This window comes from Novosphingobium sp. KN65.2, assembly GCF_001368935.1.
Taxonomy (GTDB): Bacteria; Pseudomonadota; Alphaproteobacteria; order Sphingomonadales; family Sphingomonadaceae; genus Novosphingobium; species Novosphingobium mathurense.
Genome location: NZ_CCBH010000144.1, coordinates 12,695 through 39,654, shown reverse-complemented (window position 1 = coordinate 39,654; position 26,960 = coordinate 12,695). Strand labels below are relative to the sequence as shown.

Annotated in this window: 22 protein-coding genes and 3 pseudogenes; 13 read left to right on the top strand and 12 right to left on the bottom strand. The window is 61.1% G+C overall.

Annotated features, from left to right (window positions below):
* Nucleotides 1-1,176, top strand: a complete 1,176-nt coding sequence (locus tag SPHV1_RS09335; protein ID WP_054945768.1) for a tannase/feruloyl esterase family alpha/beta hydrolase — start codon at nucleotides 1-3, stop codon at nucleotides 1,174-1,176.
* A 195-nt stretch (nucleotides 1,177-1,371) separates the two neighbouring features.
* Here SPHV1_RS09335 and SPHV1_RS09330 read toward each other — a convergent pair.
* Nucleotides 1,372-2,142, bottom strand: a pseudogene (locus SPHV1_RS09330) (IS110 family transposase); the annotation flags it as partial.
* A 131-nt stretch (nucleotides 2,143-2,273) separates the two neighbouring features.
* Here SPHV1_RS09330 and SPHV1_RS09325 point away from each other — a divergent pair.
* Genes SPHV1_RS09325 through SPHV1_RS09315 form a run of 3 tightly spaced genes read left to right on the top strand, consistent with a single transcriptional unit; the run spans nucleotide 2,274 to nucleotide 5,868 of the window.
* Complete coding sequence (locus SPHV1_RS09325) at nucleotides 2,274-3,503, top strand: site-specific integrase (protein ID WP_054945767.1); 1,230 nt, start codon at nucleotides 2,274-2,276, stop codon at nucleotides 3,501-3,503.
* Complete coding sequence (locus tag SPHV1_RS09320) at nucleotides 3,500-4,867, top strand: tyrosine-type recombinase/integrase (protein WP_054945766.1); 1,368 nt, start codon at nucleotides 3,500-3,502, stop codon at nucleotides 4,865-4,867. The genes SPHV1_RS09325 and SPHV1_RS09320 overlap by 4 nt, the downstream gene beginning before the upstream one ends.
* Nucleotides 4,864-5,868, top strand: a complete 1,005-nt coding sequence (locus tag SPHV1_RS09315) for a site-specific integrase (RefSeq protein ID WP_054945765.1) — start codon at nucleotides 4,864-4,866, stop codon at nucleotides 5,866-5,868. The genes SPHV1_RS09320 and SPHV1_RS09315 overlap by 4 nt, the downstream gene beginning before the upstream one ends.
* Before the next feature lie 44 nt (nucleotides 5,869-5,912).
* Here SPHV1_RS09315 and SPHV1_RS09310 read toward each other — a convergent pair whose 3' ends face one another.
* Nucleotides 5,913-6,230, bottom strand: a complete 318-nt coding sequence (locus SPHV1_RS09310; RefSeq protein ID WP_054945764.1) for an IS110 family transposase — start codon at nucleotides 6,228-6,230, stop codon at nucleotides 5,913-5,915.
* A 74-nt stretch (nucleotides 6,231-6,304) separates the two neighbouring features.
* Here SPHV1_RS09310 and SPHV1_RS09305 point away from each other — a divergent pair, with 74 nt between their 5' ends.
* Nucleotides 6,305-6,826, top strand: coding sequence for a tannase/feruloyl esterase family alpha/beta hydrolase (locus SPHV1_RS09305; protein WP_054945763.1), 522 nt, complete (start codon nucleotides 6,305-6,307; stop codon nucleotides 6,824-6,826).
* On the opposite strand, the gene SPHV1_RS09300 is transcribed toward SPHV1_RS09305, so the two are convergent.
* Nucleotides 6,815-7,720 carry an AraC family transcriptional regulator gene (locus SPHV1_RS09300; RefSeq protein ID WP_054945762.1) on the bottom strand — a complete coding sequence of 302 codons (906 nt, stop codon included), beginning with the start codon at nucleotides 7,718-7,720 and terminating at the stop codon, nucleotides 6,815-6,817. The genes SPHV1_RS09305 and SPHV1_RS09300 overlap by 12 nt on opposite strands.
* Before the next feature lie 293 nt (nucleotides 7,721-8,013).
* On the opposite strand from SPHV1_RS09300, the gene SPHV1_RS09295 reads away from it, so the two are divergent.
* The 4 genes from SPHV1_RS09295 (at nucleotide 8,014) to SPHV1_RS09280 (ending at nucleotide 14,259) form a co-directional block, all read left to right on the top strand.
* Nucleotides 8,014-10,593: a TonB-dependent receptor gene (locus SPHV1_RS09295; protein WP_231634600.1), complete on the top strand. Its 2,580-nt coding sequence runs from the start codon at nucleotides 8,014-8,016 to the stop codon at nucleotides 10,591-10,593.
* A gap of 102 nt (nucleotides 10,594-10,695) precedes the next feature.
* On the top strand, nucleotides 10,696-11,475 hold the full coding sequence (locus SPHV1_RS09290) for an SDR family NAD(P)-dependent oxidoreductase (protein WP_054945760.1): 780 nt from the start codon (nucleotides 10,696-10,698) through the stop codon (nucleotides 11,473-11,475).
* A gap of 46 nt (nucleotides 11,476-11,521) precedes the next feature.
* Nucleotides 11,522-12,883, top strand: coding sequence for an MFS transporter (locus SPHV1_RS09285; protein WP_054945759.1), 1,362 nt, complete (start codon nucleotides 11,522-11,524; stop codon nucleotides 12,881-12,883).
* Nucleotides 12,880-14,259 carry an MFS transporter gene (locus SPHV1_RS09280; protein ID WP_054945758.1) on the top strand — a complete coding sequence of 460 codons (1,380 nt, stop codon included), beginning with the start codon at nucleotides 12,880-12,882 and terminating at the stop codon, nucleotides 14,257-14,259. The genes SPHV1_RS09285 and SPHV1_RS09280 overlap by 4 nt, the downstream gene beginning before the upstream one ends.
* A 22-nt stretch (nucleotides 14,260-14,281) precedes the next feature.
* Here the strand turns inward: SPHV1_RS09280 and SPHV1_RS24940 are convergent, their stop codons facing one another.
* Nucleotides 14,282-14,560, bottom strand: coding sequence for a hypothetical protein (locus SPHV1_RS24940; RefSeq protein WP_156367302.1), 279 nt, complete (start codon nucleotides 14,558-14,560; stop codon nucleotides 14,282-14,284).
* A gap of 686 nt (nucleotides 14,561-15,246) precedes the next feature.
* Here SPHV1_RS24940 and SPHV1_RS09275 point away from each other — a divergent pair.
* Nucleotides 15,247-15,798, top strand: a pseudogene (locus SPHV1_RS09275) (transposase); the annotation flags it as partial.
* Nucleotides 15,799-15,821: 23 nt separating this feature from the next.
* Here the strand turns inward: SPHV1_RS09275 and SPHV1_RS24395 are convergent.
* The 6 genes and pseudogenes from SPHV1_RS24395 to SPHV1_RS09240 all read right to left on the bottom strand — a co-directional run bounded on the left by SPHV1_RS24395 (nucleotide 15,822) and on the right by SPHV1_RS09240 (nucleotide 21,895).
* Nucleotides 15,822-16,537 (bottom strand): annotated as a pseudogene (locus SPHV1_RS24395) (IS5 family transposase).
* Between the two features lie 180 nt (nucleotides 16,538-16,717).
* On the bottom strand, nucleotides 16,718-17,167 hold the full coding sequence (locus tag SPHV1_RS09260) for a MaoC/PaaZ C-terminal domain-containing protein (RefSeq protein ID WP_054945756.1): 450 nt from the start codon (nucleotides 17,165-17,167) through the stop codon (nucleotides 16,718-16,720).
* 34 nt (nucleotides 17,168-17,201) lie between these two features.
* Nucleotides 17,202-17,612 carry a Zn-ribbon domain-containing OB-fold protein gene (locus SPHV1_RS09255; RefSeq protein ID WP_054945755.1) on the bottom strand — a complete coding sequence of 137 codons (411 nt, stop codon included), beginning with the start codon at nucleotides 17,610-17,612 and terminating at the stop codon, nucleotides 17,202-17,204.
* Between the two features lie 2 nt (nucleotides 17,613-17,614).
* Nucleotides 17,615-18,760 (bottom strand): hypothetical protein, encoded by a 1,146-nt coding sequence (locus SPHV1_RS09250; RefSeq protein ID WP_054945754.1) that lies wholly within the window; start codon nucleotides 18,758-18,760, stop codon nucleotides 17,615-17,617.
* A gap of 10 nt (nucleotides 18,761-18,770) precedes the next feature.
* Nucleotides 18,771-20,876: an acetate--CoA ligase family protein gene (locus SPHV1_RS09245; RefSeq protein WP_054945753.1), complete on the bottom strand. Its 2,106-nt coding sequence runs from the start codon at nucleotides 20,874-20,876 to the stop codon at nucleotides 18,771-18,773.
* Between the two features lie 77 nt (nucleotides 20,877-20,953).
* Nucleotides 20,954-21,895, bottom strand: a complete 942-nt coding sequence (locus SPHV1_RS09240; protein WP_054945829.1) for an NADP-dependent oxidoreductase — start codon at nucleotides 21,893-21,895, stop codon at nucleotides 20,954-20,956.
* 375 nt (nucleotides 21,896-22,270) lie between these two features.
* Here SPHV1_RS09240 and SPHV1_RS09235 point away from each other — a divergent pair, with 375 nt between their 5' ends.
* Entirely contained in the window at nucleotides 22,271-22,972 is a 702-nt protein-coding gene (locus SPHV1_RS09235) for a GntR family transcriptional regulator (protein ID WP_054945752.1), read from the top strand.
* 186 nt (nucleotides 22,973-23,158) lie between these two features.
* Nucleotides 23,159-24,166 (top strand): alpha/beta hydrolase, encoded by a 1,008-nt coding sequence (locus SPHV1_RS09230; RefSeq protein WP_054945751.1) that lies wholly within the window; start codon nucleotides 23,159-23,161, stop codon nucleotides 24,164-24,166.
* A 25-nt stretch (nucleotides 24,167-24,191) separates the two neighbouring features.
* Here the strand turns inward: SPHV1_RS09230 and SPHV1_RS09225 are convergent, their stop codons facing one another.
* The gene (locus SPHV1_RS09225) at nucleotides 24,192-24,971 is read right to left on the bottom strand and encodes an SDR family NAD(P)-dependent oxidoreductase (RefSeq protein WP_054945750.1); all 780 of its coding nucleotides are present in this window, start codon (nucleotides 24,969-24,971) and stop codon (nucleotides 24,192-24,194) included.
* An 89-nt stretch (nucleotides 24,972-25,060) separates the two neighbouring features.
* Complete coding sequence (locus SPHV1_RS09220) at nucleotides 25,061-25,834, bottom strand: hypothetical protein (RefSeq protein WP_156367299.1); 774 nt, start codon at nucleotides 25,832-25,834, stop codon at nucleotides 25,061-25,063.
* 296 nt (nucleotides 25,835-26,130) lie between these two features.
* Between SPHV1_RS09220 and SPHV1_RS09215 the strand changes: the two genes are divergently transcribed.
* Complete coding sequence (locus SPHV1_RS09215) at nucleotides 26,131-26,862, top strand: glutathione S-transferase family protein (RefSeq protein WP_082430944.1); 732 nt, start codon at nucleotides 26,131-26,133, stop codon at nucleotides 26,860-26,862.
* The last annotated feature ends 98 nt before the right edge of the window (nucleotides 26,863-26,960 follow it).

Below are 26,960 nucleotides of genomic sequence, written 5' to 3'. Positions count from 1 at the left end.
ATGAGCTATTATGCGGACGGGGCTCTTGATGCGGACAAGATTAAATTGGCGCAATCGGGCTTTACGCGCTGGGTGGACACCAGTTCCTTCCAGCCGGTCGACTTGGACGATCGCTGCTCGGTCGATTTTCTCCAGGCAGCGCTATCACATCTTCCCGATGTCGAAATCGTCTTGGCGAAGGTCAACCGGTCCGGGCAATTTGCGCCACCCCCGTCTCACCTGGTTCCCGACTATGCGCCGGCTCCATCCCTGATCACTGACCTTCCGGCCTTTTGCCAGATACTCGCCATTCAGCGCGCGGCAGGCGGCCATGTGGCCCATATGCCCATCTGGGTTCCGCTGGCCTGGAACGGTCGTTTCCTGGCGACCGGCGGGATGGGCAGCATCACCGGGCCGATATGGTTCGAACAGCCCGCCGTTCGCACAGTGACCATGCCGATCGCGCTGCGCAACGGATTTGCGACGGCAGCCACCGACGCGGGCAATCGCGATCCGCGCTTCTTCGACTGGCCGTTGGACCCAAAAAGCGGCGCGCTCGACTGGGACCTGTTGCGGAACTGGTCCTATCGCGGCACCCATGAATTGGCCGTTGTCGCAAAGGCGGTGACAGAAGCACTTCATGGCAAGCCCCCGTCCCGTTCCTATTATGCCGGTTGCTCGGGCGGCGGGCGTCAGGGCGTGGCCGTCGCGCTTCGCTATCCTGAAGATTTCGACGGCATCTGGGCGTCCGATGCGGCGGTGAATTGGACCTCGCTGTGGCCTTCCGCCATGTGGCCGGCGCTGGTGATGAAGGAATATGGAACCGTCCTTCCGCCAGCAAAGTTCAAGGCCTTTCGCAACGCCGCCCTGGAGGCATGTGACGGCGCCGATGGAGTTCGGGACGGCTTTATTGGCCTGGCGGAGTTGCGGCCTTTCGACGCGCATTCCGTCGTCGGCCGCCAGACGCTCGCCGGCCCGATCACGACGATCGACGCGGAGATCATGCAAAAATTATGGGACGGTCCCCGTCGCGCCAATGGCGAAAGGCTGGGCTATGGTCTGCCCGTGGGCACCGAGAGTTGGGGCGCTGTGGGCATTTGTAAATCGGTCGAGATCGAAGGCCGGCTGGAACCCGTCTGCGACGAGAGCCAGGCCTATTATCTCTATGGACGGCTCTCCCTTTGCAAGCGGCATTGAAACGTTCTGCGTGGATCAGTTGCAAACATCTATCCGGCGTCAGCTGGTTGCCCAGAGCGCCCAAATGGGGAATCCGCACACGCGCACCTCTACAGCTGGTAGGCCTCAAGAGCCTCGATAATAGTCAGGTTCATCGCGCGTCGGCTCGATCAGTGCAGTCCATTTCTCCGTCTACTCGCAAACTGGTTCGATTCTTCAGGCGGCGGCGCGGTAATGATCGCCCGTTCGAAGCAGGGCCCAGATTATCCGTGCGTTCTTGTTGGCGATGGCAACCGTTGCGCGGTTGAAACCGCGTCGCTCCCGAAGCTGGTTGGCCCATTGGCTCATGGGATCATTCTTATTCGGTGCCGTTCTCACGACGGCACGCGCGCCGTGAACCAATAGGCTGCGCAAATGCTGGCTTCCTCGTTTGGAGATGCCCATAAGCACGGCCTTGTCACCGCTCGAAAACTGGCGCGGTACTAATCCAAGCCAAGCCGCCATGTGGCGCCCATTCCTGAAGTCCGAGCCATCGCCGACCGCCGCGACAATGGCTGTGGCCGTTTTGGGCCCAACGCCTTTGATCCTGGCGACGCGCTGACAGGACTCGCTCGCCTTGAAGACGGCGTCGATTTTCTTGTCGAAATGCGTGATGCGACGATCGAGATCGCAGAAGAAATCCCACAGCTCGGCAATGGTCTCACGCGCCATGGTAGACAGGCCGGAATCGGCACGGGCGAGTATGTCCGGGATCATGCGCCTCGCCCGTGTGATCGACTTTGCAAAGGCGATACCGCGATCAAGCAACAGTCCGCGCATCTGACTGACCAAGGCAGTTCGATGATTGACGAGGCGCTGGCGGGCTCGGTGGAGGGCTTGGACATCCTGCTGCTCCACGCTCTTTTTGGGCACCAGCGGAATGTGGGGTTGACGCACAGCCGTGCAGATCGCCTCGGCATCGTTGCCGTCGTTCTTCTGCCTTCGTACTAATCACGAGGTTCCCATAATGCGGAGGAACGCGGCCTGATTGGCGGATTTTTGCCGATTTCGGATCGCCTTGCTTTGCATTATTTGGCGCCGAAGCTCTGCGGGTCAATCGACCAGCAGAGGAGCCGCCAATGTCGGATAACCATCACGAACTAATCGCCGCACTCAATTCGTCGCTTATCGGTCAGCGATACAGCCCGGTTGTGGCGAGGAACTACTGCGCCTACGCGTCTGGATTTCTCGATTATCTGGGGCAGCGGGGCATCCCGGTCGCGGACGTGATCGGCGTGCATGTGGAACAATATCTGCGGCATGCAATCGTCCAGTTCGAAAAGCAGCGTGGTCGACGTCCCAGCGCGCGCTGGCACGAGGTCCCGCGCTCCGGCATTCATGCGCTGTTGCGGCTCGTTCACGGCCAATGGCCGCCGGCTATCAAGCCTACCTGCGCAGCCGATGAGATCCGATTTTCAATCTGCGCCGAATACGAAATCTGGCTGCGTGAGGAACGCGGGTTGGCTTGTTCCAGCGTTGCAGCGCTGATGTGGGAAGCCCGGAACTTCCTTGCCTGGCAGATCGATCACGGGCTCGACGGTTTGGCGGCTCTGAGCGTGACTGACATTGACCACTACATGGATTTGCGCGCGCCGAAATTGAAGCGCTGCTCGCTGAAGTCCGTGGCAGAGCGGCTTCGTGCGTTACTGCGCTACCTCCATATCACGGGTCGCGTTACGACGGATCTTTCCGGGCATGTCCTGGCACTGACGCTTTATGCATATGAAGGCGTACCTTCGGTCCTGGACCGCGGTCAGATCATCGCCGTGCTGGAGAGTGCCGAGAAGGACAAGTCACCGGCGGGGTTGCGGGATTATGCGATCCTGCAACTCCTCGCAGCCTATGGTCTGCGGTCAGGTGAAATCCGCCATCTCCGGATCGAGGATATCGACTGGCGAACGGAAGCCATCCATGTGCATCACCACAAAACGCGAGCCAGCACATTCCTGCCCCTTCTTGAGCCGGTCGGCGAAGCGGTGCTCGCCTATCTGCGCTCCGGGCGTCCCTCGACCGATGTCAGGGAGATCTTCGTGCGTACACGCGCGCCCTACCGAAAGCTCGATAAGCTTTACAGCATGGTTCGGCGGCGGCTCCGTGACGCTTGCGTCCAACCGCCTGGTAAGTGCGGCCCCCACATCTTCCGTCATGCGCGCGCGGTCGACATGCTGCGCGCTGCGGTGCCTCAAAAGATCATCGGCGACGTGCTGGGCCATCGTTCGACAGGATCGACGGCTCCCTACCTCAAGCTTGCTACCGAGGATCTCAGGGCCATCGCGCTAGACGTGCCGGGAATGGAGTTGGTGGCATGACCGCGCGCTGGCCCGATCCCGACCGCGCGATCATTGGCCGCTATGTCGCGAGCCTTGATCTGCGCAGCACGAAAAGCCGAGCCTGCTATGCCCAGGTCTTGCATGGCTTGCAGGATGTCGCCGAACGTTACGAGGCACTCGATCAGGAAGTGCTGCTGGTCTGGCTACGAGAATCAGCCGTTCGTCGAGCGCCGTCCACGCTCTTGCACCGCACCCGCATCGTTGACCGGTTCTTCGAACGCCTGGCGGAAATCGGCGCGATCCAACGCAACCCTGTCTCCGCTCTGCGCGATGAGTGCAATATCAAGCAGTGCATGCCGATCTGGCGGGCATTGGCGTCGCGGAATCCGGAAGAGGCACTTGCCGAACTCCACCAACCCAGACCGTTCGGCAGCGTGCTGGGCGAAATGATGGCCGAACATGTCGCGATGATGCGGCGCAGAGGATACAAATACACATCGCAGCCCCAGTTGCTTCTGCGGTTCGACCGGTTCCTGCAGTTGCATCCGGGACCGGAAGCCGAGCCGTTGAGCGCCATGATCGATCGATGGGCCAAAACGAATGGCACGCTTAATCACGCCGAGGAATGCGAAAAGCTCGCGCGCGTCTTTGCGAAAATCCTTCGTCACCGCGACCCGTCGATACCCATGCGCCGACCGGACCCGAGACCGAGGAAGGAGGCCTCCAAGCAATGGCGAACGCCTCATATCTACTCGCCTGCCGACGTGCGGCGGATGCTCGAGATCGCCCGTAACTACCCATCGCCGGGGGCACCACTTCGCCCGCAGAGCATGTACACCATGCTCCTCCTCGCCTATTGCGCGGGCTTGCGGCGCGGAGAGCTTGCCCGTCTCGATCTTGGTGATGTTGACCTGCATGCGGGTACCATCACCATCCGGCAGACCAAGTTCTTCAAGACCCGCATTTTGCCGCTACCGGGCAGCGTTGTAGTCGAGCTTCGGGCCTACATCGATGCGCGCTGGCGTGCCGGTGGATCACAGGACACGCGTTCGGGTCTGTTCTGGCACGAGCGAGGCGACGGCCATTACACCCCGGAAATGATCACCTGGCTGCTCACCGACGTCATACGCCGCGCCGGGTTGAAACCATTGCGAGGAAAGGCAGGCCCGCGCGTGCATGACCTGCGCCACTCGATGGTCGTGAACAGAATCCTCGAATGGTACCGAACGGGCAACAATCCGCAGGATCGCCTGCCGTTCCTCGCGACCTATCTCGGCCATCGGGATATCAACTCTACCCTGGTTTACATCACCGTGACGCAGGAGCTGTTGCATTACGCAAATGACCGGTTCCGGGCAATTGGCGCACAATGCCTCAGCCTGGGACAGGAGGCACAGCCATGAGCAAGGCGGACCCGTTCCCGAACCTGCTGCGCGCGTTCTTCTACGAATGGCTAGTCGAACAGCGTAACGCGTCCATCCATACGGTTCGATCATACCGCGACACCTGGCGGCTGTTGCTGCGGTTCATCGCGCAACGTACTGGAAAGAAGGTGGCTACGATCACGCTGGCCGATCTGGCCGCCAATGAGGTGACCGCGTTCCTCGGTCACGCCGAACATGAACGCGGTGGCACAATCGGCACGCGCAACTGCCGACTTGCCGCGATCCGCAGCTTCTTCCACTTCGTGGCCACCAAGGATCCCGCGTCGATCGCGCAATGCGTCGAAATCCTCCATATCCCGATCAAACGCGGTCCCGTGTCGGAGCCGAGCTATCTGGATCCGGCGGAAGTGACGGCGATCCTCGCTCAGCCAGACCGTTCGACCGTTGAGGGTGCGCGCGACCATGCGCTGTTCTCGTTCCTCTACAACAGCGGCGCACGGATACAGGAAGCGCTCGATCTATGCCCCGAGGCGATACGGTTCGAAAGCCCGAGCTGCGTGCGCCTGACCGGCAAGGGGCGGAAGGAGCGCATCTGCCCGTTATGGCCGGAAACGGTCCTGCTGCTGCGCAAGCTGCTCGAGCGGCAACCACGGGCTCCGGACCAGCGGCTGTTCGTCAACCGCTATGGCGAACCGCTCAGTGCCTCGGGGGTCCGGTTCAAGCTTGCCGCCTACGTGAAGGCTGCGACCGAAACCACGCCAACGCTACGTGCCAAGCATGTGACGCCACATGCCTTCCGACACGCCACCGCCGTGCATCTCATCTCGGCGGGCGTCGACGTTACAATCATACGCAGCTGGCTCGGCCATGTGAGCCTCGATACGACCAACCACTATGCCAGGGCCAATCTGGAAACGAAGCGGAAAGCCCTGGAAAAGGTCGCCGCTCCGACCACACCTAGCGGCAAGCCATCCTGGAAGCGCGATGTAAGCGTGCTCGCCTGGCTCGACACGCTCTGAAATAATGAGGAGGAACAGGGACAAAATCGGCGAAAATCCGCCAATCAGGCCGCGTTCCTCCGCATTATGGGAACCTCGTGATTAGTACGATTATGCTCACCACGCCATAACTTCACGAACGGTTTCACATATTGCGGGCTGACGATCTTCACCTTGTGGCCCAGTTCCTCAAACTGACGAGCCCAGCAAAATGCCCCCGTGCAGGCTTCAATCGCAACGGTACACGGTTCGATCCCGGCTATCACCGAGAGTAGCTGGTCGCGCATGACCCGCCGTTTGAAAACCGCATTGCCCTTGCGATCAACGCCATGAAGCTGGAAGACATTCTTCGCTAAGTCGATACCGAGGACATCGATGGTCATCGCTTCTCTCCTTCAAGTTCGATTACACAACAGTGCTCCGGGGTGGGAGAGCCGTCCATCCCATTAGCTGGATATTGGAAGACCTCCAGTTCGACTGGAAGACCCTCAGCCTAGAACGCTATGAGGAACTGACTGACCTGGGTTTCGCGAAGTTCGAGGATATCGCCACCAATGATCCTGATCTGTCATCTCTGCGCGTTTGCGGCGGCAAGCTGCTTCTCACTCAGGCGGTCAACGACCAAGTCGTTCAATACGCCTCTGTGGTCGACTATTATCGCAGGGTCGTCGTAACCTGTGGGGGAGAGGCGCAGACAGGCTCCTTCGCGCGGCTTTTCTGCACCGACGGCGACATCCACGGCACCATCGCTGGCCCGGGTCCCGGCCTGACGACGGCGTCGGCAATGACGGCGCTGATGGCGTGGGTCGAACAAGGCGAAGCGCCTGAGGAAATCATCGCTGAGCGCGTCGATGTCACTACGGTCCAGGTGGTCGCGGCGCGGCCCACTTATCCCTACCCGGCGGTGACACGCTATAAGGGAAGCGGCGATCCAGCAGTGGCGTCAAGTTACGTTGCGTCGCTGAAATCATGTCGATAGCTGCCGTCGCAGAAATTGCGTGGGCGAAAGTCCTACATGTCGGCTGAATGCAACGCTGAAGGCGCTCGCCGAACCATAGCCGACGCGTTCCGCGATCTCGCCGACATCGCATTCTTTCCGGCGAAGCAGTTCCTTCGCCATGGCCATGCGCCAGGCGAGCAGATATTCCATCGGAGCAACGCCCACGGCGCGGCTGAACCGCTCGAAGAAGGCCGAGCGGGAAAGAGCGGCCGTTTTTGCCATTTCGGCAATCGTCCAGCGACGAGCTGGGCTTTCGTGGATGCCGCGTATCGCCTGCGCCAGTCGTTCGTCGGCCAGGCCGCGCAACAGGCTGGGCGACGCGGCGGTCCCGGCCGTGGTACGAAGCGCTTCGATCAGCAACACCTCCAGCAGGCGGGCCAGGATCACCTCGCGCGCGGGCCGAAGCGCGCGGGCCTCCTCCGCGACGAGTTGCGCCAGCGTCGACAGCCTTGCTTCGCCGCGAATATGCACCAGTTGCGGCAGCAACGATACCAACAGGGCGGCATCGGACGATTCGAAGATGCAGTAGCCGACCAGATAACGAACGTCCGGCGCACCGGTCGCGATGCCGTGCCGCACTTCGCCATGCTCCAGAGTGGTCATCGATACATTGAGGGTTTCGGGCGCGACCGGCTCAAGATCCGACATGGTGAAATCGTCGCCCGAAGGAATCAGCGTGAAATCCCCCTCCTGAAGGATTATCGGGTCACGACCGTCTACGGCCAAACGCCCGGAACCCTCCAGGGTGAGGCAGAAAAAGGGCTGCCTGAACCCCGAACGGCGCGTGCTCCAGCGGCCCTTGCCACTCACCAGTTTCGAAAGCGGTGCGGTGGGCTGGAGCAGCGCGACGATCTCCGCCACCGGGTCGATCATGGCCGGACTCCTGCAAATGATTTCTGGACTTTCAACCATAGATCGTCCGGCATCCCTCGTCTATACCGGCAAATGGAAAATCATTCCGGAGTCGCCTTGCCGGATAAAACCATCCCATCGCAGGATGATCTTCAGGCGCCTCGCGACACATCGGTCAGGCGCGCGCGAAACGCGCGGAACAATGCAGCTTTCAGGTCTGCCCTGCAGAAGGGTGACCTTTGTTCTCCGTCCGCCGGATGGGTTTGAACCAATAACCGCCATGCCAATCAAGGCGGACACTAGGGGAGGATAAGATGAGACAGACCATGCACGCCCAGGCTATTCGCGCCTTGCTCCTTGGATGCAGCGCGCTTGCTTCGGTGGGGTTGGCCCACGAGGCACAGGCTCAGGCTCCGAGCGAGGCCACGCCCGCGGCCCCGGCGGGCGATATCATCGTTACCGCGCGCAGGACCGAAGAGCGGTTGCAGGATGTTCCCGCGTCGCTGACCGTTTACAGTCAGGCGGACCTTACCAAGCGGAACATCTCCGTCGCGACGGATCTTGCCACTTACACGCCTTCCCTGTCGGTTAACCAGCGTTATGGACCCGAAAAAGCGTCCTTCAGTATTCGCGGCTTCAACCAGGACCTGTCCACCGCGCCGTCGACGGGCGTCTATTTCGCCGAAGTCGTGGGTGTGCGTGCGCAGGGCGGGACGACGGGCGGCAACACGGTGGGTGCCGGGTCCTTCACCGACCTTGCCAATGTGCAGGTGCTCAAGGGCCCGCAAGGGACACTGTTTGGACGTAATACGACAGGCGGCGCGATCTTGCTGACCCCGCAAAAGCCCACCGACAGACTCGAGGGCTATGTCGAAGGCACCTATGGCAATTTCGACCAGAAGCGTGTCGCCGCGGTCCTGAACGTGCCGCTTTCCGACACGTTCCGGATCAGGGCGACGGTCGAGCGCAATGACCGCGACGGTTATATGATAAATCGATCAGGCGTCGGCGCCAGGGACTTCAACGACGTCAACTATCTCTATGGACGCCTCAGCATCGTCGGCGACCTGACGCCCAATCTCGAAAACTATCTCATCTTCCACTATAGCCATTCGAATACCCACGGCTATGCATCGCGCATGGTCGGCTGCAACCTGAATGCGACGGGCCTCGCCCTGCTTCAGGCGACATCCTGTGCCGACCAGCTGGCGCGGCAGAACGCTCGCGGCGACAGTCTCTACGACGTGGAAACGCGGATTAGGAATCCCTTTATCAAGATCGACACCTGGCAAACCATCAACACCACGAAATGGCAGGCCAGCGATACTTTGACGATCAAGAACATTATGAGCTACGGCGAATATAAGGAGTTCGACTATTTCGACGCCGGCAGCAGCAATTTCGTCGTCGCCAACGTCAACAATCAGGGCGGGTTCCGCGCGCGGAACATCAGTCCTGCCTTCCCTGACATCGTCATTCCAGCCGGCACCGCCTATGACCGCGTTGTCCTGGACGTGATCGCGCCGGGCGCTCCCGCGGGCGCCGAGAGCAGCTTCATCGAAGAACTGCAAATCCAGGGCAAGACCGCCGACGACCGGCTGAACTATACGATAGGCGGCTATCTGGAGTTCAGCAGACCGCTGAGCTGGAACCAGAGCGCCACGGGGATCTTTACTCTGTGCGACCGTCCCAGCACCCTGTCCTGTACCAATCCGATCCTGGCCGGCAGCATCGGCGAAAGCCGCACCCGGTTCAATTTTGACAACCACGGCGTCTACGGCCAGGCGACCTACAAGCTCACCGACCAGCTGACCATCACCGGCGGGCTGCGGTGGACGTTCGACAAGATCGTCGCCACCGACCGCACGACCCGTGCCGCCCTGTCCACCGCCGCCGGATCGTTCGTCGATCCCAGGACGGGCGTGTCCATCCGACGGACATGCGCTGACACGGCGCGTTTCGCCAACATCGCCCGCACGGATCCGTCCGCATGCGAAAAGACCATTACCAACAAATCGGATGCGCCGACATGGACCGTCGGCCTAGATTACAAGCTGTCGCCTGATCACCTGCTCTACGCGAAATATTCGCGCGGCTATCGTCAGGGGGGCATAAACTTCGCCTTTATCGGCCTCGAATCCTGGCAGCCCGAAAAGCTCGATTCGTACGAAATCGGCGGCAAGGCAAGTTTTCATGGCGCGATCAGTGGATATTTCAACATTGCCGGCTTCTACAACAACCTCACCAACCAGCAGGTTGCCGCTCTTCTTGTCGCCACGCCTGAAGCGCAGGCACGCGGCATCAATGCGGGCTCGTCCATTATCAACGCGGGCAAGTCCAGGTCCTACGGCATAGAAGTCGACACGTCCGCCCTGTTCTTCGACAGCCTCCGCCTGTCTGCCGGCTATACCTATCTTAATACCAGGATTGTCGAGGTGGCGACCCCGGCGGACCTGGCGCCAAAGCTGGTCGGCACGCCCTGGGCATCGGCCACCCCCCGCGTGAAGAGCGGAAGCAACTTTCTGGATAGCCCCAAGCATCGGCTGACAGTCACCGGCACCTACACCCTGCCGCTGGACAGCGGCGTCGGCGAGGTTTCGGTTGGCGTGACCTGGGTTCATACGTCGAAATACATCACCAACGCTCTGGAGCCGCAATATGTCAACGGCTTCCCGATGGGGATCACCCCGTCGAGCAATTTGGTCAACCTGAACCTGGACTGGAACAGCGTGGGCGGGTCTCCCTTCGATGTCGCGCTGTTCGCCACCAACGTCACCAAAGAAAAGATCAAGCTGCCGAACCAGAATTCCTACACGGTTTCCGGCGTCGCCGAAGTCGGGATGAGTCCGCCCCGGATGTACGGTCTGCGCCTCAGATACCGGTTCGGCGAATAGGAAGGGCGGCGCGCAGTGGTCCCACTCCCCCGGCTGCGGCGCGCCATTCCCATCAGATTCGGCCCCTTCGCAAAAGGCAGGGACGCCATCGGAAAGGCAGATATGACGCAACCACTGAAAGTTGAAGGCAAAGTCGCCATCATTACCGGAGCCGGAGGAAAACCGTCTCCCACGGGCTCCTTCGGCACGGGCAAGGCGATCGCGCTGTTGCTGGCGCAGCATGGCGCAAAGATCGTCGTCGTCGACCGTCATCAGGATCGCGCCGACGGCACCCGGCGGCTGATCGAGGAAGCGGGCGGGGAAGCGGTCACCGTCCTCGCCAATCTCGCCACCGAGGCGGATTGCCAACGGATCGTCCGCGAAGCGCTCGCCGCCTTCGGCAGGGTCGATATCCTCGTCAACAATGCTGCCGTCTCGCCGCTGAAGACGCTGCTGGACACCACGGTGGAGGATCTGGAAAACAGCATCACCGTCAACCTCACCATCCCTTTCCTGCTGACCAAGGCCGCGATTCCGCAGATGATCGAGGTGGGCGGCGGCGCGATCGTCAACATCTCGACGCTCGCCGCCATCAGGGGGGCGGCCGCCATGCCCGCCTATTCGGCCGCAAAGGCGGGCATGACCGGTCTCACCATCAGCACGGCGGCGGGCTATGGCCAGCAGGGCGTGCGATGCAACGCGATCATCGTCGGCGCGCTCGACACGCCGCTGCGGCGGGCGACGGTGCCGGGCGAATATATCCCGCGCGTCGCCGCGCTCAGCACCGAAGGGGATTCCTGGGACATCGCGCGGGCCACCCTCTTTCTCGCAAGCGAGGATTCATCGCACATCACCGGCGTCCTTCTTCCTGTCGACAGCGGCAATTCGATTCTCAGTCCCTGACGACGCGCAACGGCTCAATTGTGCAAATACAGAGTAGGAGAGTGGGGTGTCGAAGGCGATGGAAGATATTGGCTCCAGCGGGCACATCAGGTGGAAACGACGGACCAGGGCTGAAAAGGAACCGATCCCGTCGGCGGCACGGCGAGCCGCGACTGCTGCATTTGCGGGCAGCTTCATCGAATTTTACGACTATTCCATCTTCCACGTTCTGCTTGTCTATTTCTCGCCGATCTTCTTCCCCGGCACCAACCACAGCGCGCTTCTGGCCGGGCTGGCGGTTTATGGCGTGGGCTTCATCGGTCGCCCCGTCGGCGGCATCCTGTTCGGGCGCATAGGCGATTTGCGCGGGCGACGGACGGCGCTGATGATGACCATCGGCCTCATGGGCCTGTGCACCGCGCTGATCGGCCTGCTTCCGAGCCATGCGGCGATCGGCCTGGCTGCCCCGGTGCTCCTCGTCCTTCTTCGTTTCGGCCAGGGGCTATCCGCCGGATCTGAAATCATGGGATCGGTGACGCTGGTCATCGAAACGGCGCCGCGCTCGCGCCGTGGGTTCCTGGCGTCCATGACTCCCCTTGGCATGGCGTCGGGAGCCCTTTTCGGGAGTGCTATCGCGGCCGCCGCCAGTGCGCTCCTGTCACCGTTGGAGATGAGCAGCTACGGTTGGCGCATCGCCTTCCTGCTTGTCATACCCCTGACGCTGACCGCGTTTCTGTTGCGCCGGCGGGTAGAGGACTCGCCCGAGTTCGCCGAACTGGCGCGTAGCCATCACACGGTAAAGGCGCCCTTGCGCGAAGCGGTGGTCCCCAACTGGCGGCAACTGTTGCTGGCAAGCGCCGTGGCGATCACGGTCAACGGGCCGGCAAGCGCTGGCACTTTCTACATTCCCTATCTGGTCGGCACCCGTGGCCTGCCCTTCGCGGAAGTGGCGATGGTGAATTCCATTGCTTGCGCTATTACCTTGCTGGCGCCGCCCATAGCTGGCCTGATGACCGATCGGCTGGGTAATCGTTCGATGCTGGCGCTGGTTTTCGCCGCGTTTTTCGCCCTCGCCTTCCCCATATTGTGGCTGATCGGGACGACCGAAAGCCTTTTGGTGTTGGGCCTGACACTCAGCCTGCATCTGGCGCTCAGCCACTTCATCGCCGTGCCGGCATGGAGCTATATTGCCGGGCTGTTCCCGGCGAACGTGCGCTACACCGGTTCGACGCTTGCCGCCAATGTGGGCGCGGTTCTGGTGGGCAGTTCCGGCGGCTTCGCTGCCGCCGCGCTTGTCTTCGCCACGGGTTCGTCGCTGGGCGCGACGATCTGGATCAGCGGCTGGAGCCTTGCGGGCCTGTCCGTCCTCGCCCTCAGCCGAGGCTTTGCACGACGCTTGAACCAATCCATGACCGGAGTCGCAGCATGAACGCCGAAAAAGACGGTCTCCCGATGCCGCGCCGTCTGCTCGCCATCTCTGCGGTCAGCTTCGGTCAGGCGCTGTGCATCATGGACGGTTCGGTCGCCAATATCGTGCTGCCGACCATCGCCTCCGACCTGCGCGTGGACAATTCCGCCGTTGTCCTGGTCGTGACCATATATCAGCTCGTTCTCGTCATGGGTCTGCTGCCCTTGTCGGCGCTCGGTGACAAGATCGGTCACAATCGGCTCTATCGGCTTGGGCTGCTGCTTTTCTCCATAGCCACCGGCTTATGCTTCTTTGCTCATAATCTGCCGTTGCTGCTCGCCATTCGCGCGCTGCAGGCGCTCGGAGCGGCGGCGGTGCTGAGCGTTTCCATGGCGATCGTGAAGGCCATATATCCGGCGCATCAACTGGGCCGTGGGCTGGCACTGAACACGATCGTGGGGGCTAGCGCAGCAGCGCTCGCGCCCACACTGGGCGGCTTCATTCTGGGCGTCGCGCCCTGGCCCTTCGTGTTCGTCATCGGCGCGCCGCTGGGGATCATTTCCCTCCTGCTCGACAAGGCGCTGCCCCCTTCAGAGCCCAAGGGCGGCACCTATGATCTATGGGGCGCGCTGCTTTGCGCCGCCATGTTCGGGCTGACCATCGTCGGCATCGAATATGCAAATCAGGGCGGCGCCCTGAAAGGGGCGGCCGCCATTGTCGTCGCGGGCCTGCTCGTGGGATATTTCTTCGTCCGTCGCGAACGCGGACGAACCAGGCCGCTGATGCCGATTGACCTGCTTTCCCAGCCCCAGCTTGCCTTGCCCACCGCAGGAGCGGCGCTGATCTATACGGGTTTCACGATCCTGATCGTCATGCTCCCCTTCCAGCTTCAGTTAGCCCATGGCTTCAGCCCGATGGAAGTCGGCACCCTGATGGCGTCGATGCCGATAGCCTCTTTCTTCGTCGCGCCGGTCGCGGGCATCCTTTCCGACCGCATCCGGCCCGATCGGCTGGCGCTGTTCGGCTCGCTGATATCGGTAATGAGCGTCGCGGCACTGGCGCAGGTTCCCGCTGATGCCCGCCAGCTCGATATTCTCTGGAGGCTTGTCCTGCTTGGTATGGGTGTTAGTTTCTTCACCGCCCCGAACACGCGCATGTTCATAGGCGCCGTCCCGCACGATCGAACCGCCGCCGCCAGCGGACTGATCGCCACGACGCGTCTGATGGGTCAGACACTGGGCGCCACGGCCGCCGCCACCTTGCTGGCGCTTGGTTTCAATGAGTCCCTGATATCGCACATGACGGTCGTAATTCTCCTCTTGCTTGCGGGAGCGACATGCACAGCGCGCGCCTCGACCTCCAAGATTCAGGATAACGTGGCGGTCTTGACCAGATGATCAGTCGCTGGATGGGGGCAAATTATTTTCCTTCGCGGAGTTTGGAGAACGCATGCACAGATTCTTGCCTAAAGGCATATTGCTCTTGCTCTTCTCCTCTAGTTTCGGCGCGCATGCCGAAACTGGCAAAAGATGCGGCGCCTATAATGGATTGGATGTTTTGTGCCTTTCCTCGCATTCTGAAGATCTGGTCAAGTTGCCTGACACCAGATGGCTCATCATTTCCAATCCTTTGCGGCTCCTCGACACGGTTTCCGACAAGAGCCGTGTAGTGGCCGAGATAGCGATCAAGTTCGATCATGCGACCTACCGCAGTTGCCCCGGCCCTATCGCTCCAACAGGTGCGAGGAAAATGGGCTATGCCGGAAGTGCACTCAATCTGCGCGTCGGGAGACCAGGCACCTACACGCTCTACATGCGTGGCCCCGAAAGACGAATTGAAGTTTTCGATCTCGACGCGCGGCCCAAAATTCCGCGCCTAACGTGGGTCGGTTGCATTCCTACGCCGCAAGGCTTGTCCCTCAACGCGATAGCTCCATTGCCCGGTAAAAGGTTGGTGGCCACCAATTTCGCGAGCGCATCGTTCGGCAACTTCGCCACACCGGAAGGACGGGCCAGTCTGATCCGCAGTTTGTCCAATTCAGAACCAACCGGTGATCTGTGGGAATGGGGACCTGACCTGGGCTGGTCTAAGATTCCCGGGACAGAGGGGTCGGGCCTCAACGGTATCGAAAGTTCGAAAGACGGGAGGATTCTGTATGGCGCCGAATGGGGGCGCAGTCGGATCATCATGTTCCAGCGCGGCAAGGCGGGACCACCCAGGGTCGTTACAAAGCTCAATTTCAGGCCGGATAATATCCGGCTCCAGCCTGACGGCTCGCTGGTGATCGGAGGGCATAGAGCGAGTGTCCAATCCATATTGAACGACTGCTCGTTTGAACATCGGTGCAGGGAGATCCATTCAAGCGCAGTGATCCTCGACCCCTTGACCAGAAAAATCCGCTACGCCTTGAAAGACCTGCCGCTGCCGAGCCCAGCGCCGCTATCATCGACAGTCGGACGCTGCGCTCCACCCCCGAGAGCGGCGAGCGTGCCGGCTATGACGGTGGCAAGCGCAAGAAGGGATCGAAACTCCACATGGCAGTCGACACGCTGGGCCATCTGCTCGCGCTTCATGTGACGCCGGCCAGTGCCGAAGACCGCGGCGAGGTCGAACGGCTCGCACGCACCGTACAGGCCGTCACCGGCAACACGGTCGATATCGCCTATGTCGATCAGGGCTATACCGGCGCGCGGGCTGCCAATGCCGCAGCCGCCCATGCCATCACGTTGGAGGTCATCAAGCTGCCCGAGGCAAAGCGGGGCTTCGTTCTCCTGCCACGGCGATGGGTCGTCGAGCGATCCTTCGCATGGGCAACCCGCTTCCGCCGCCTCGTCAAAGACTACGAACGATACGCACAGACCCTCGCGGGGCTGCACGTCGTCGCCTTCGCTTGCATCATGATGAAGAAAGCCACAACTGCCGTCGCCGGTTCATAACAGCCTCTAGGGTTTGTGGACACTTACCTGAGCCATAGGACGGTAGCGGCGAGGGTAACGATAGCGAGGTAGTTTCGAGCAGTTTTTTCGAAGCGTGTAGCGACGCGGCGGAACTGCTTGAGCTTGCTGAAGCAGCATTCGACGAGATGGCGTTGGGCGTAGAGATGCTTGTCGAGCGGAAGCTTGCGGGCGCGCGACGGGTTGCTGGGGATGACGGCGACAGCGCCCTTTGCGGCAATGGCCTGCCGGAAGTGGTCGGCGTCGTAGGCGGTATCGGCCATGACGACCTTCGCAGGCAGGCCATCGATCAGCGGCGCGGCTTGAGGCACATCGCCGCGATGACCGGCGGTAAGAGCAAACCGGACCGGGCAGCCCAGACCGCGAACCGCAAGGTGGATCTTGGTACTCAGGCCGCCACGAGAACGGCCAATGGCTTGATCTTCAGGCCCCCTTTTTTGGCCCCCGCCGCATGTTGATGGGCGCGAACCACAGTGGAATCGACAATCAGATACTCAAAATCCGGATCATCGGACATCGCCTCGAATATCCGCCACCACACGCCCTTCGCACTCCATCGGCTGAAGCGCCGGAACACGCTGTTCCAGTCTCCGAACACCTCGGGAAGGTCGCGCCAGGGCGAACCCGTCCGCACGATCCAAAGCACCGCCTCAACGAACATCCTATTATCCCGGCCAGTCGAGCGCTTCTGGTCAGGTCGCCCAATGATCAACGGGGCCATCCGCTCCCAAGCGGTATCACTCAAAACCAGTCGATCCATCACACCCAAAGCCGCCTCCAAAAGACAGCCTTGAATCAGACTTTACCGAAAATGGGAATCCTAAGAGTCCACACCACCTAGAGCGCCCGGAACCGCTATCGGGTTATGACGCCCGGCCGGCATGTAAGCGCGATATGCGGATCAGTCCGTCGGCTTGCACTTGAAGGTCGCGGCAACCTCACCAATCGCGCAGGTTTCGCCGCGCTGGTTCTTTACGTCATAGGTGCGGATGATGATGCCTTCGCCCGGACGTGACTTGGACGGGCGTTTTTCCTTGACGCTCATCACCAGATGGATCGTGTCGCCCGCCTTGACGGGGTTCTGGAAGCGCCAGCTGATGCCCAGATTGGCGACGATCGTCCCTTCCGCGATGCCCATGCGCGCGCCGAAGCCCGCTGCCAGTGACGCGATCAGGAAGCCGTGCGCAATCGGCGCACCGAAGGGCGTGGTCTTGCAATATTCATGGTCGACATGGATGGGATTCATGTCCGACGTCAGCGTCGCGAAGGCCAGAATGTCATAATCCGTGACGGTCCGCCCCGGCGAAATCCATTCCTGACCGACTTCCATCTCATCATAATAGAGGCCCATAAACTTTCCTTTATTTGCAAAAACTGATGCCGCCTTACGCGGCGCTTGGCCGCCAATAGGGAAGCACGATCCCGTCCGTTTCCTCCCTGAACAGCACGTCTAGGTTCATACCAACGCGTACATCGGCCGGATCGCACTCCATGATGCGGGTGTGAAAGCGCACGGTCGGGTCTTCTTCCGCCGCGACGAGACCCACGACATAGGGCACTTCGTCAGCAAGACTGGGATGAAAGGCACGATGGACGACGGTGTAGGTGTAAAGCGTGCCACGGCCCGACAGTTCCACCCAGTCGACATCCTGACCGCCGCACCAGTGGCACCCGGCCGCCGGGCGATGTCTCTTGCGGCCACAGGACCGGCACTGCTGCACGGTGATGACATGGTTCCTGCAGCCATCCCAATAGGGCTGGGACAGAATATCGGGGACCGGGACGAAAGGCGCCATCTTCACTTCCTCAAAACCATTGCGCTGCCTTGTGGGCCGCCAAAGCCGCTCACCAGACCAACTTCCGCGCCCGCGACCTGCCGGACGCCCGCTTGGCCGCGCAATTGCGTCACCGCTTCGGCCACGACATTGAGGCCGTTCAGATAGCCCTCGTTCAACATACCGCCGCCCGTGTTCAGGGGTAGCGATCCGCCAGGCGCCGTGACGCCCGAGGCCACCATGGGGCCACCCTCTCCCTTCGCGCAGAAGCCGAAATCCTCAAGCTGATGTACGACGACGAAGCTGTAGGCGTCGTAAATCTGGGCGAAGTTCATGTCGCTGGGGCCAAGGCCCGCCGACTGCCAGACGCGCGGCCCGACATAGTGGGAGAAAAGCTGACTGTAATCTTCCCATTTTTCATAGTTGCGGCCGCCACCCGGACCCATGCCATAGGCGCCGCCCCGGATGTAGACGGGCGACTGCGCCAGATTCTTCGCCCGCTCGGCGCTGGTAACGATGATCGCGCAACCGCCGTCAATCTCGCGGCAGCAATCCAGCCGCGACAAGGGATCGGAAATCAGCGGCGCCGCCAGATATTCCTCCATCGTCAGCGGCTCGCGGTTGAATGACCGCTCATTGTCGATCGCCCATTGCCGCTGGGCGATGGCAACCTGCCCATAATGTTCCTTGGTCGTGCCATAGGTCGCCATATGATGGCGCGCCCACATCGAATACCACACCGGCACGCCCAATATACCATAAGGCATCAGGAACTGCATCTCGCCCGCGGCCTTGCCCGCGGCGCCGGTTTCGCCAGCGCGCTGGCCCGACCTGCCGTTCATCGCGCGATAGCAGATGACGGTTTCGGCAAGCCCCGCCATCACCGCCATCGCCGCTTCCAGGATCACCGCGCAATTGCCCGGCCCGCCCTGTGCGATTTCATTGTACCAGCGCAATTCGCGGATTCCCAGCGAACTGGCGACCACCTGCACCGGCGCGCTATCCCCCATATGATAGGTCAGCAGCCCGTCCACGTCGCTGGGCTTCAGCCCCGCATCCGCCATGGCGTTCCGGCACGCCTCGACCGCCAGCATTTCCGTGGTCACGCCGGATTTCGACGAGAAAGGCGTGTAGCCCAAGCCGACGATGGCGCATTTGTCCCTGAGCATGATAATCTTCCTACGAATGCGCCGCGGCCAGCGCCGGCGCCTCTGCCTGCTGGACCACTGCCAGCCCGTCGATCAGCACGGGCTTGCCCTCGTCCAGCATGATGGGGTTGAGGTCGAGTTCCGTGAGGCCCTCGCCCTTGCTGACACACCAGTCGCTGACGCGCACGATGACATCCGCCAGCGCTTCTTCCGCACCGGGGTTGAAGGACAGCAGCGCCTTGACCGCCGGCACTTCCTTCACCAGCGCGCGGGCATCGTCCGGCGTGACCGGCAGCGGCGCGAAGCTGATCTGCTGCAATGCCTCGGTAAGGATGCCGCCCAGGCCGAAGGTCAGGACCCGCCCGAAGCTCGGATCATGCGACATGCCTAGGAACAGCTCGGGGCCGGGGGCAACCATCTTCTGCACGAGGACGGAGTCCACCGCCGCGCCGGGCACGCGTTCCTTCACGCGGGCGATCATCCTGTCGAACTCGTCGGCCACGGCATCCCCGCTATGCAGGCCGAGCGCGATCCCGCCGACCTTGGCGCGGTGCGGGATGTCGGGGGAAATCACCTTGATCGCGACCGGGAAGCCAACCTTGCGCGCCGCGCCCGCCGCATCCTGCGCGGAAGAAGCGACCAACTCGTCCAGCACCGACACGCCGAAGGATTTGAGCTGCGCCTTGACGACATCTTCGGTCAGAACTTCCTGTTGTGCATCGCGAAGCGCCACGTGACCCGCATCGCCCTTGCCTGCCACCTTCGCGCCATCGTCCGTCGGCAGAATGAGGTTCAGCGCTTCGAAACATTGGGCAAAATTGTCGAAATAGGGCACGCCGACATCGGAGAAATAGGCAGCCACTTCCGGCCCGCCGGAAATCCAGGCGGCGACGGCATATTTGGGGCAGTCGGCCAGCACCTTCGCCGATGCTTCGGCCAACGCCTGCCCGATCGCATGCTTGTAGGCGCCGAACACGACGACCTGATCGATACCGGGGTCGGCGACCAGACATTCCAGTACCTTGGCGAACTTGTCGGGCTGGTAGAACAGACCCGAGGTCACGTCGATCGGATTGTCAAAAGACGCAAATTCGGGCAGCCATTCCTTCAGCCGCTCCTTGGTGTCCGGGTGCAGCGTCGGCACCGCAAAGCCGCTTTCCTCAACGAGATCGGCGGCGATCACCGCCGTGCCGCCGGAAATGGCAAGGATCGCCGTGCGTCGCCCGGTCGGCAGCGGGCGGGTCGCCAGCAGCAGCTTGCAGACCGCGACCAGTTCCTCCAGCGTACGGACCTTGACGATTCCAGTTCGCCGGAACAGCGACGAACAGATGGCGTCGTTTCCTGCCATGGAACCCGTGTGCGAAATCGCCGCGCGAGCGCCGGCCGAAGCACGAGCGGATTTGAACACCACGATATGCTTGCCCGCGGCCCTCGCCTTCCTCCCCAGTTCCAGCAGCCGACGACCGTTCTTGAGCTGCTCTGCATAGGCAACGATGACCTTGGTGTTCGGATCGTCGACCAGATATTCCACGAAATCGGTCAGGCCATGTGTCGTTTCATTGCCGGAACTGATGATGTGGCTGAAACCGATCCCTTGCTTGACCGCCATGGAATAGAAGATCGGCCCCATTGCGCCACTCTGTCCGATGTAGGCAACCGGCCCGGCCTTGAATTCGTCACCTTCGAAAACGGCGGTGAAGGACAGGTGCTTGCGATGGTGAAAATTGATACTGCCCGCGCAGTTCGCGCCCATGATGAGCAGTTGATGCTCCTGCGCGATCGCCTTCAGCTCGCCTTCCAGCACATGGCCTTCGCCGCCAACTTCGGCAAAGCCCGAACTGATGATCATATAGTTCTTGATGCCCATCGCCGCTCCTGTACGGAGGACGCCCGCGACATCGACTGCCGGGACCGAGATGATGGCAAGATCCACCGGCCCGCCTATCGACTCCAGCGAGGGAAAGCATTTCTGGTCCAGGATCGTATCATATTTGGGATTGATCGGGTAAAGTTCCCCTTCATAACCCAGCGACAAGAGGTTCGCGACGATCCGGCGGGCGGGGCCGGAAGGACGCGCACCGATGCCGACGACGGCGATGGAGGCAGGGTTCAGCAAGCGATCGAAATCATAAGCCATAAGTCTTCAGACATCCTTCCGCTGGGCCGCGTCACCCGCGCATGAGTGATTGCCCATAGTCTTTTCGCGAGGCCCAATCAGAATTCGAGCACGATCCGGCCACGCAGGCCGCCCTGTTCGAGCCGCCGGTGCGCCTCGGACGCTTCCTCCTTGGGGTAGGTGCCGACGACACGGATCGTCAGCTTGCCCTCCTCTGCCAAGCGACGAAGCCTGTCCAGTTTGTCCCGTTCCTCCGAATGCAGCTTGGACCGGACGGGAATCAGTTTGACACCGCGGTCCGCCTCGCCGGTCTGCATCCGCAGCGTGATGACCGTGCCACCGTCCCGCACCGCCGGGGCGAGCCGTTCGTTGAACAGCGCGCCGTCGATCGCGCCATCGACGCCATCGGGGAACTGTTCCCGCACCCGCTCCGCCAGATCGTCTCCCCGACGCAGCACCACGTCTGCGCCAAAGCCCTTCACGGCTTCTTCATCAGCTTGGGACGCGTCGGCAATCACCACCAGCCCGTCTTCCTTGGCCAGTTCCACCGCATAGCCGCCGAATGTTCCGGCGGCCCCGCTGACCAGCACCGTGCTTCCCGGCTTCAGACCCAACAGATCAATCGCAAGGCGCGCGGTCATGGCATTCATCAGGATGGTGCTTGCTTCGACATGGCTCATGCCGCGCGGCGACTTCACCACTGAATTGGCAGGGACCGCCAGCATCTCCGAATAAGCGCCATAGGAGCCATTGGGCGCGATGAATGCCATGACGGGATCGCCGACATTCAGATCTGTTTCCACGCCTTCGCCGATCGCCAGCAGCACGCCTGCAGCATCCATGCCCGGCACATAGGGCGGCGGCGCAGTGCGGCCGAACATCTTGACGTGCGTGCCACTGCGGATCAGCGCGTCGGTCGGGTTGACGGCTGCCGCATGAATGCGGATCAGCAACTGCCCCGGGCCGGCCACCGGGTCCGGCAAATCCAGAATCTCAAGAGCTTCAGGACCGCCAAAATCGGTCAAACCTACGGCTTTCAAGTGATCCACTCCCGTTAAACTTCTGGCCGGACCCGTCCGGCATATGTCAAAAATACATATTGCATGTAATGATCAATCGTCAAGTCTGAACGACATGAAGCTTCTTGCGCTGGAGTGCGTTCCCAATTGCCTGTCGTAAGATAGGACGATGGCAATTTGTCCACGCGATCGCCGTGCGCATTTACCCCGACAGCTTGACACGCCACGGCCATGCTCTTTATCGGAATGGACAATCAGAGCATCTCTTTGCACGAACGAACGGCGTGTGGTGATCGCCCGGATACTATTCTGTTTGGCGCTGTCCCATCTTCTTGTAAGATATATTATCGCATAAGAACGGCCCATATCAGCGATGCGTCATTTCTAGGAACGTCAGTGGCAGCAACATCCGATAACCAGTTGAGAAACCCGTCCCTGTCAGACAAGGCCCGCGATCGGCTTCGAGCCGCCATCCTGGAAGGTGAACTCAAGCCGGGGGACAAGATCAATATCGAGCGGGTCGCCGAAACCTTCGGCATCAGCCGCACTCCCATTCGCGAGGCGCTGAAGGCCCTGGAAACGGAAGGGCTGGTCCAGATCCAGGCCAATCGCGGCGCTATCGTCGAACCGCAGGTATGGCAGGAGATCCATCACCGCTACCGGATGCGTAGCCTGTTGGAAGGCTATGCGGCCGAACTGTCCTGCGCAAAAGGGGATGACAAGCTGATCGCCGCCCTGCGGGACAACTGCGCGCAGGTGAAGAAGGCAAGCCAGACCGCCAAGCCCGTGAGCATGGAAAATGCCCGTATGATCGCGGAACTCAACCGCAGCTTCCATCGCATGATCTGGGTCGGTTCAGGCAGCATGACGCTGGTCCGCTTTCTGGAGGCACTGGACCTGCCGCAATCGTTCAACGATTCCTTCTACAAGGAAAAAAATTCCCGAGATGTCGTCTGGCAAAGTCATGAGGCAATCGTGGATGCGTTCGCTGCGGGCGACTCCAAAATGGCAAGCGCCCTCATGGAACGCCATGTCCAACAGGCGGTAGACCTGCTGGCGTCCCACGCTGACGACCATATCAGCGATCTTTGCTGCTAAATCGGGTAGCGGCTGCGTCGCTGTCCGGTCGACGGCGCCACGATCCTCCGCGCCTCACCAAAGATAGGCCGTGCGGCTCCGTCGCCAGGATAGGGTCGGCGTGACAGGTGCTTCGTCACCACCCCCGGGGCAGAATGACACGGCCAAGGCGCCGCCTTGCCGGCAATTGGTGCAGGAGAGCCGCAGTTGAACAACCCTATCGATCCGCCGCCGCTCAACCTTGAGCTTCATCGCATCATGAAGGAAAAGCTGGGTTCAAACCCGATGGCTTCTCCCGACATAAGCGCCGAACAATTATTGAACATTGTCGGAAATGATCCGGGTACACCCGATGCGGTGATCGACCAGGGCGGCGCCGTAAAGATCACCCATTTGAAAATCCCGGCGGCCAGCGGCGAAGAACAGATACCCGTCCTAATCGTCGAGCCGTCCGGCAGGACCGGCAGGCCCTTGCCGTGCCTTTATTATACGGCAAACGGAGGAAAGATCAGGCAGGGGGCGACGGCTGGCGTCACGCCCTTCGACACGGCATTGGTCGCCACGCACGGCATCGTACTGGTAAGTATTTCGCCCAGGGTCGGCCCAAAACATCGCCACCCCGCACAGGTAGAGGATGCCTATGCCGGTCTGGAGTGGCTCAACGAAAACGCCGCCCAGCTCAGCATCGATCCGACGAAGATCATCATCATGGGCAAGAGCGGTGGCGGCGGGATCGCCGCATCGACGGCAATCTATGCGCGAGACAGAGGGGGGCCGCCGATCGCCTACCAGATGTTGATCTATCCCATGCTCGACGATCGCACGGTCACGGTATCGAGCCGTTACGCTGCAGCCGGATGGGGGCCGCGCCATAACCAGATCGGCTGGAACGCGATATTGGGCGATGCCACCGGCGGACCTGATGTCGATTCCTATGCTGCGGCGGCCCGTGAAATGAACCTGAAGGGTCTTCCCCCCGCCTATGTGGAGGTGGGGTCGAGCGAGATATTCCGCGACGAAGACTTGCAATATGCCAGCCGTCTGGCTGAGGCGGGCGTGCCGGTGGAGATACATTCGTGGATGGGCGGATTCCACGGTTTTGAAATCGTCGCTCCCGATGCCGCGCTTTCCCGGTCCTGCCTGCAGACACGCGAATCATTCCTCGCGCGCGCTCTGACCGAGATGGCCGATAGCGGATCCAGTCCCGCCAGGTGACCATCGTCACCTGGCTGCATGGGATCTAAGGAGTCAGATAGGCGCCACCATTCACCCCCAGCACCTGACCGTTCACCCATGCGCCGTCATCGGAAAGCAGGAATGCGACGGTGGCCGCAATATCCATCGGAACGCCAAGCCGCGTGCTGCGCAAGCCCGCCTTCAGTTCGTCGATGAATTGGGGAGGCATGACTTCCTTGGCTTTTTCGGTCAGCACCACGCCGGGTGCGACGGCATTGCAGCGAATGCCTTCCTGACCCCAGCGTGATGCGACATGGCGGCACATGGCGTTCACGCCTGCCTTGGATGACGAATAGGCCACGGGGGCTTCGTCCCGCCCGATGGGTGGAGAACTGGTCGTGGTCGTCGTGCAGACGATGCTGCCGCCGCCGCTTTCAAGCAGGTGGGGAAGCGCGGACCTGATAAGCGTCGCATAGCCGATCAGATTGACCCGCAGCGTTCGTTCCCAGATCGCCACGTCCATGTGCAAAATATCGATGTCACGGCCAAATATCTCCTGACGCAGGTCGGCCGCGTTGGCATGAAGCCCGTCAAGACGGCCGAAATGGCTGACTGCCTGCTTGACGAGGCTATCAGTCGATGTCTCGCATGCCTGATCGTAGGCAATCGCGATCGCTTCGCCCCCGGCATCGCGGATTTGCCGCGCGGCTTCTTCCGCGCCGCTGGCATCAATGTCGCCCACGGCGACCCTGGCGCCTTCAGCGGCCAGCCTGCGCACAGTCGCCAGGCCGATGCCGGTCGCGGCGCCCGCGACAATAATCACCTTGCCAGCCAATCCATTCATGCTCACCCGACTCCCGGAATATTTTCAAGCGTCTGCATTGATCCTCCGCGCGGTGAGCAAAACGTCACTCAAGAGCGGAGTGACCTTGGCTATTGCTCCAGCGCACCCCGTGCAAAGGCTTCCTTATCCATCATGTTCTGGGCGCCCAGCCTGCCCTCTTTCAGGGCGGTGAACATCTCGTCGATCAATTCGTCGCCCACTTCGATCTTCTGGATCTTCCACATGATCGAATCGATGATGGCGGAGGCATAACGGAACACTATGTATCCGATCGCTTCGATGGTCCATTTCGTGCCCCGGTCTGCCGCCAGTTCGCGGAACCGATCGGCAGTCAGTGAGCCTTCGACTGTGAGCCTCACCAGTTCCACCAGCTCCTTACCGTGCGGAGGCAGCGCATCCAGCCGGCTATCCCGAATTGCCTGGATGTCGTCCGCGGAGATGCCGTTGGCGGCCGCCACCGCGATATTGCCCGCCTGCACCCAACCATTCACGAGTAGCGGAAGTAGTCCCATGTCGATCCAGGCACGCTCGACCTCGTTCATGGTGCCGCGAATGCTTGCGGTCATGTAATAGTCGCCCAGTTCAGCCCAGAGGCGAGCGAGGCGTGGGGTCTGCAACAGGCCGGTGAACAGCGGGGCGACTTCGAAGGGATATTCGTCGCGAAGCATCGGCATGCAGTCGAACTTGCGCTGGTCGCGGGCCACGACCCAATCGAGATCCCTGGCCTCGCTTTCGCTGAGCGTCTCCTTCTCAGGCAAGGGCAGGAAGCGGCTCATATCCCGCCCTTCCCCTTCCTTGTCCCAGTCGAGCGTCGCCCAGGTGAGCTTCAGGACTTTCATCTGGGGTGAATTTTCGCTCAACATGGGCACCTCTCCAAAATTATCTTACGGGCATCGATAACGCCACAAAGCCAGGCAATTATATTAAAAGCAATGCGTTGCCAGGCTTCTTGCGACCGGCTGTCCGCAAGGTCGGCAGACCTGATCCCTTCAACTTTTTAGCTGTGGCCAGCGGCACGCAACCTATCCAATGTCAGGTCTTCGTTCGGCAGGCGTCGGTGCAATCCAGATCCTGCCGACTGAAAGATAGGTCAATCGCGCATCTTGCGCGCTACACCCTCTTCCACTCGAAATATGCATAAACAGGCAAGGAGGCGATGGTGATTGAGCTTTTTGGCGGATCTTCCCCAAATGTCCTGAAGGTGGTGATTGCCCTTGAGGAGTTGGAGTTGGAGTATCGCCACACCAAGGTGGACATCATCAACCTAAAATTCGAACCGGAATTTCGGAAAGTGAACCCAAATTCGCGCATTCCGGCGATCATCGATCAGGACGGCTTCGGCGGCAAGTCGTTTCCCCTGGGGGAATCGGGCGCGATCCTGTTCTATCTCGCGGAAAAGCATGGCGCGTTCCTGCCGGAGGCGTCGGCCGACCGCTATACCTGCATGCAATGGCTGATGTTCCAGATGTCGGGCATCGGCCCGATGTTTGGCCAATATGTGTATTTTAGCCGCCGCGTGAAGGACCAACCCCACGGCCTTGAGCGCTACACCAACGAAGTGCTGCGCCTTTACGATGTCGTCGAACGGAGGCTGGCGGAAAGCCGCTATCTGGCGGGCGACGAATATAGCATCGCCGACATGGCGTCCTTTCCCCCGCTTCGATACGTCACCATCACCGGCCTTGACCGGTCCGCCTATCCCAATATGATCCGTTGGATGGACGAGATTGCCCAGCGCCCGGCGGTGGTCCGCGCCATCGAAAAGAGCGGGCAATTCGATCTCGACAATCATGAAGGCGCCGCCAAGATGACCCCGGATCAATGGGACCGGGCCTTCCTGCGGGGCAAATATTCCAGGGCACACACTCTGGGGGTGACGCCCGCACCCTGACGCTTCGCGGCGGGGGCGATCACCCTCCCCCTTCGCATACGGCCGGCGTGTCGGGGTCCGTCCCCGAACGCATCGGCCGGACTGAAACAATTGAGAGG

What these genes read in the sequence shown, in the direction of transcription:
- SPHV1_RS09295 (WP_231634600.1), top strand. Translation starts at nt 8,014, where the DNA reads ATGAGACAGACCATGCACGCCCAGGCTATTCGCGCCTTGCTCCTTGGA.
- SPHV1_RS09245 (WP_054945753.1), bottom strand. Translation starts at nt 20,876, where the DNA reads ATGGCTTATGATTTCGATCGCTTGCTGAACCCTGCCTCCATCGCCGTC.
- SPHV1_RS09250 (WP_054945754.1), bottom strand. Translation starts at nt 18,760, where the DNA reads ATGCTCAGGGACAAATGCGCCATCGTCGGCTTGGGCTACACGCCTTTC.
- SPHV1_RS09315 (WP_054945765.1), top strand. Translation starts at nt 4,864, where the DNA reads ATGAGCAAGGCGGACCCGTTCCCGAACCTGCTGCGCGCGTTCTTCTAC.
- SPHV1_RS09320 (WP_054945766.1), top strand. Translation starts at nt 3,500, where the DNA reads ATGACCGCGCGCTGGCCCGATCCCGACCGCGCGATCATTGGCCGCTAT.
- SPHV1_RS09290 (WP_054945760.1), top strand. Translation starts at nt 10,696, where the DNA reads ATGACGCAACCACTGAAAGTTGAAGGCAAAGTCGCCATCATTACCGGA.
- SPHV1_RS09220 (WP_156367299.1), bottom strand. Translation starts at nt 25,834, where the DNA reads ATGTTGAGCGAAAATTCACCCCAGATGAAAGTCCTGAAGCTCACCTGG.
- SPHV1_RS24940 (WP_156367302.1), bottom strand. Translation starts at nt 14,560, where the DNA reads ATGATCGAACTTGATCGCTATCTCGGCCACTACACGGCTCTTGTCGGA.
- SPHV1_RS09260 (WP_054945756.1), bottom strand. Translation starts at nt 17,167, where the DNA reads ATGGGCCTCTATTATGATGAGATGGAAGTCGGTCAGGAATGGATTTCG.
- SPHV1_RS09325 (WP_054945767.1), top strand. Translation starts at nt 2,274, where the DNA reads ATGTCGGATAACCATCACGAACTAATCGCCGCACTCAATTCGTCGCTT.
- SPHV1_RS09335 (WP_054945768.1), top strand. Translation starts at nt 1, where the DNA reads ATGAGCTATTATGCGGACGGGGCTCTTGATGCGGACAAGATTAAATTG.
- SPHV1_RS09225 (WP_054945750.1), bottom strand. Translation starts at nt 24,971, where the DNA reads ATGAATGGATTGGCTGGCAAGGTGATTATTGTCGCGGGCGCCGCGACC.
- SPHV1_RS09280 (WP_054945758.1), top strand. Translation starts at nt 12,880, where the DNA reads ATGAACGCCGAAAAAGACGGTCTCCCGATGCCGCGCCGTCTGCTCGCC.
- SPHV1_RS09310 (WP_054945764.1), bottom strand. Translation starts at nt 6,230, where the DNA reads ATGACCATCGATGTCCTCGGTATCGACTTAGCGAAGAATGTCTTCCAG.
- SPHV1_RS09300 (WP_054945762.1), bottom strand. Translation starts at nt 7,720, where the DNA reads ATGATCGACCCGGTGGCGGAGATCGTCGCGCTGCTCCAGCCCACCGCA.
- SPHV1_RS09255 (WP_054945755.1), bottom strand. Translation starts at nt 17,612, where the DNA reads ATGGCGCCTTTCGTCCCGGTCCCCGATATTCTGTCCCAGCCCTATTGG.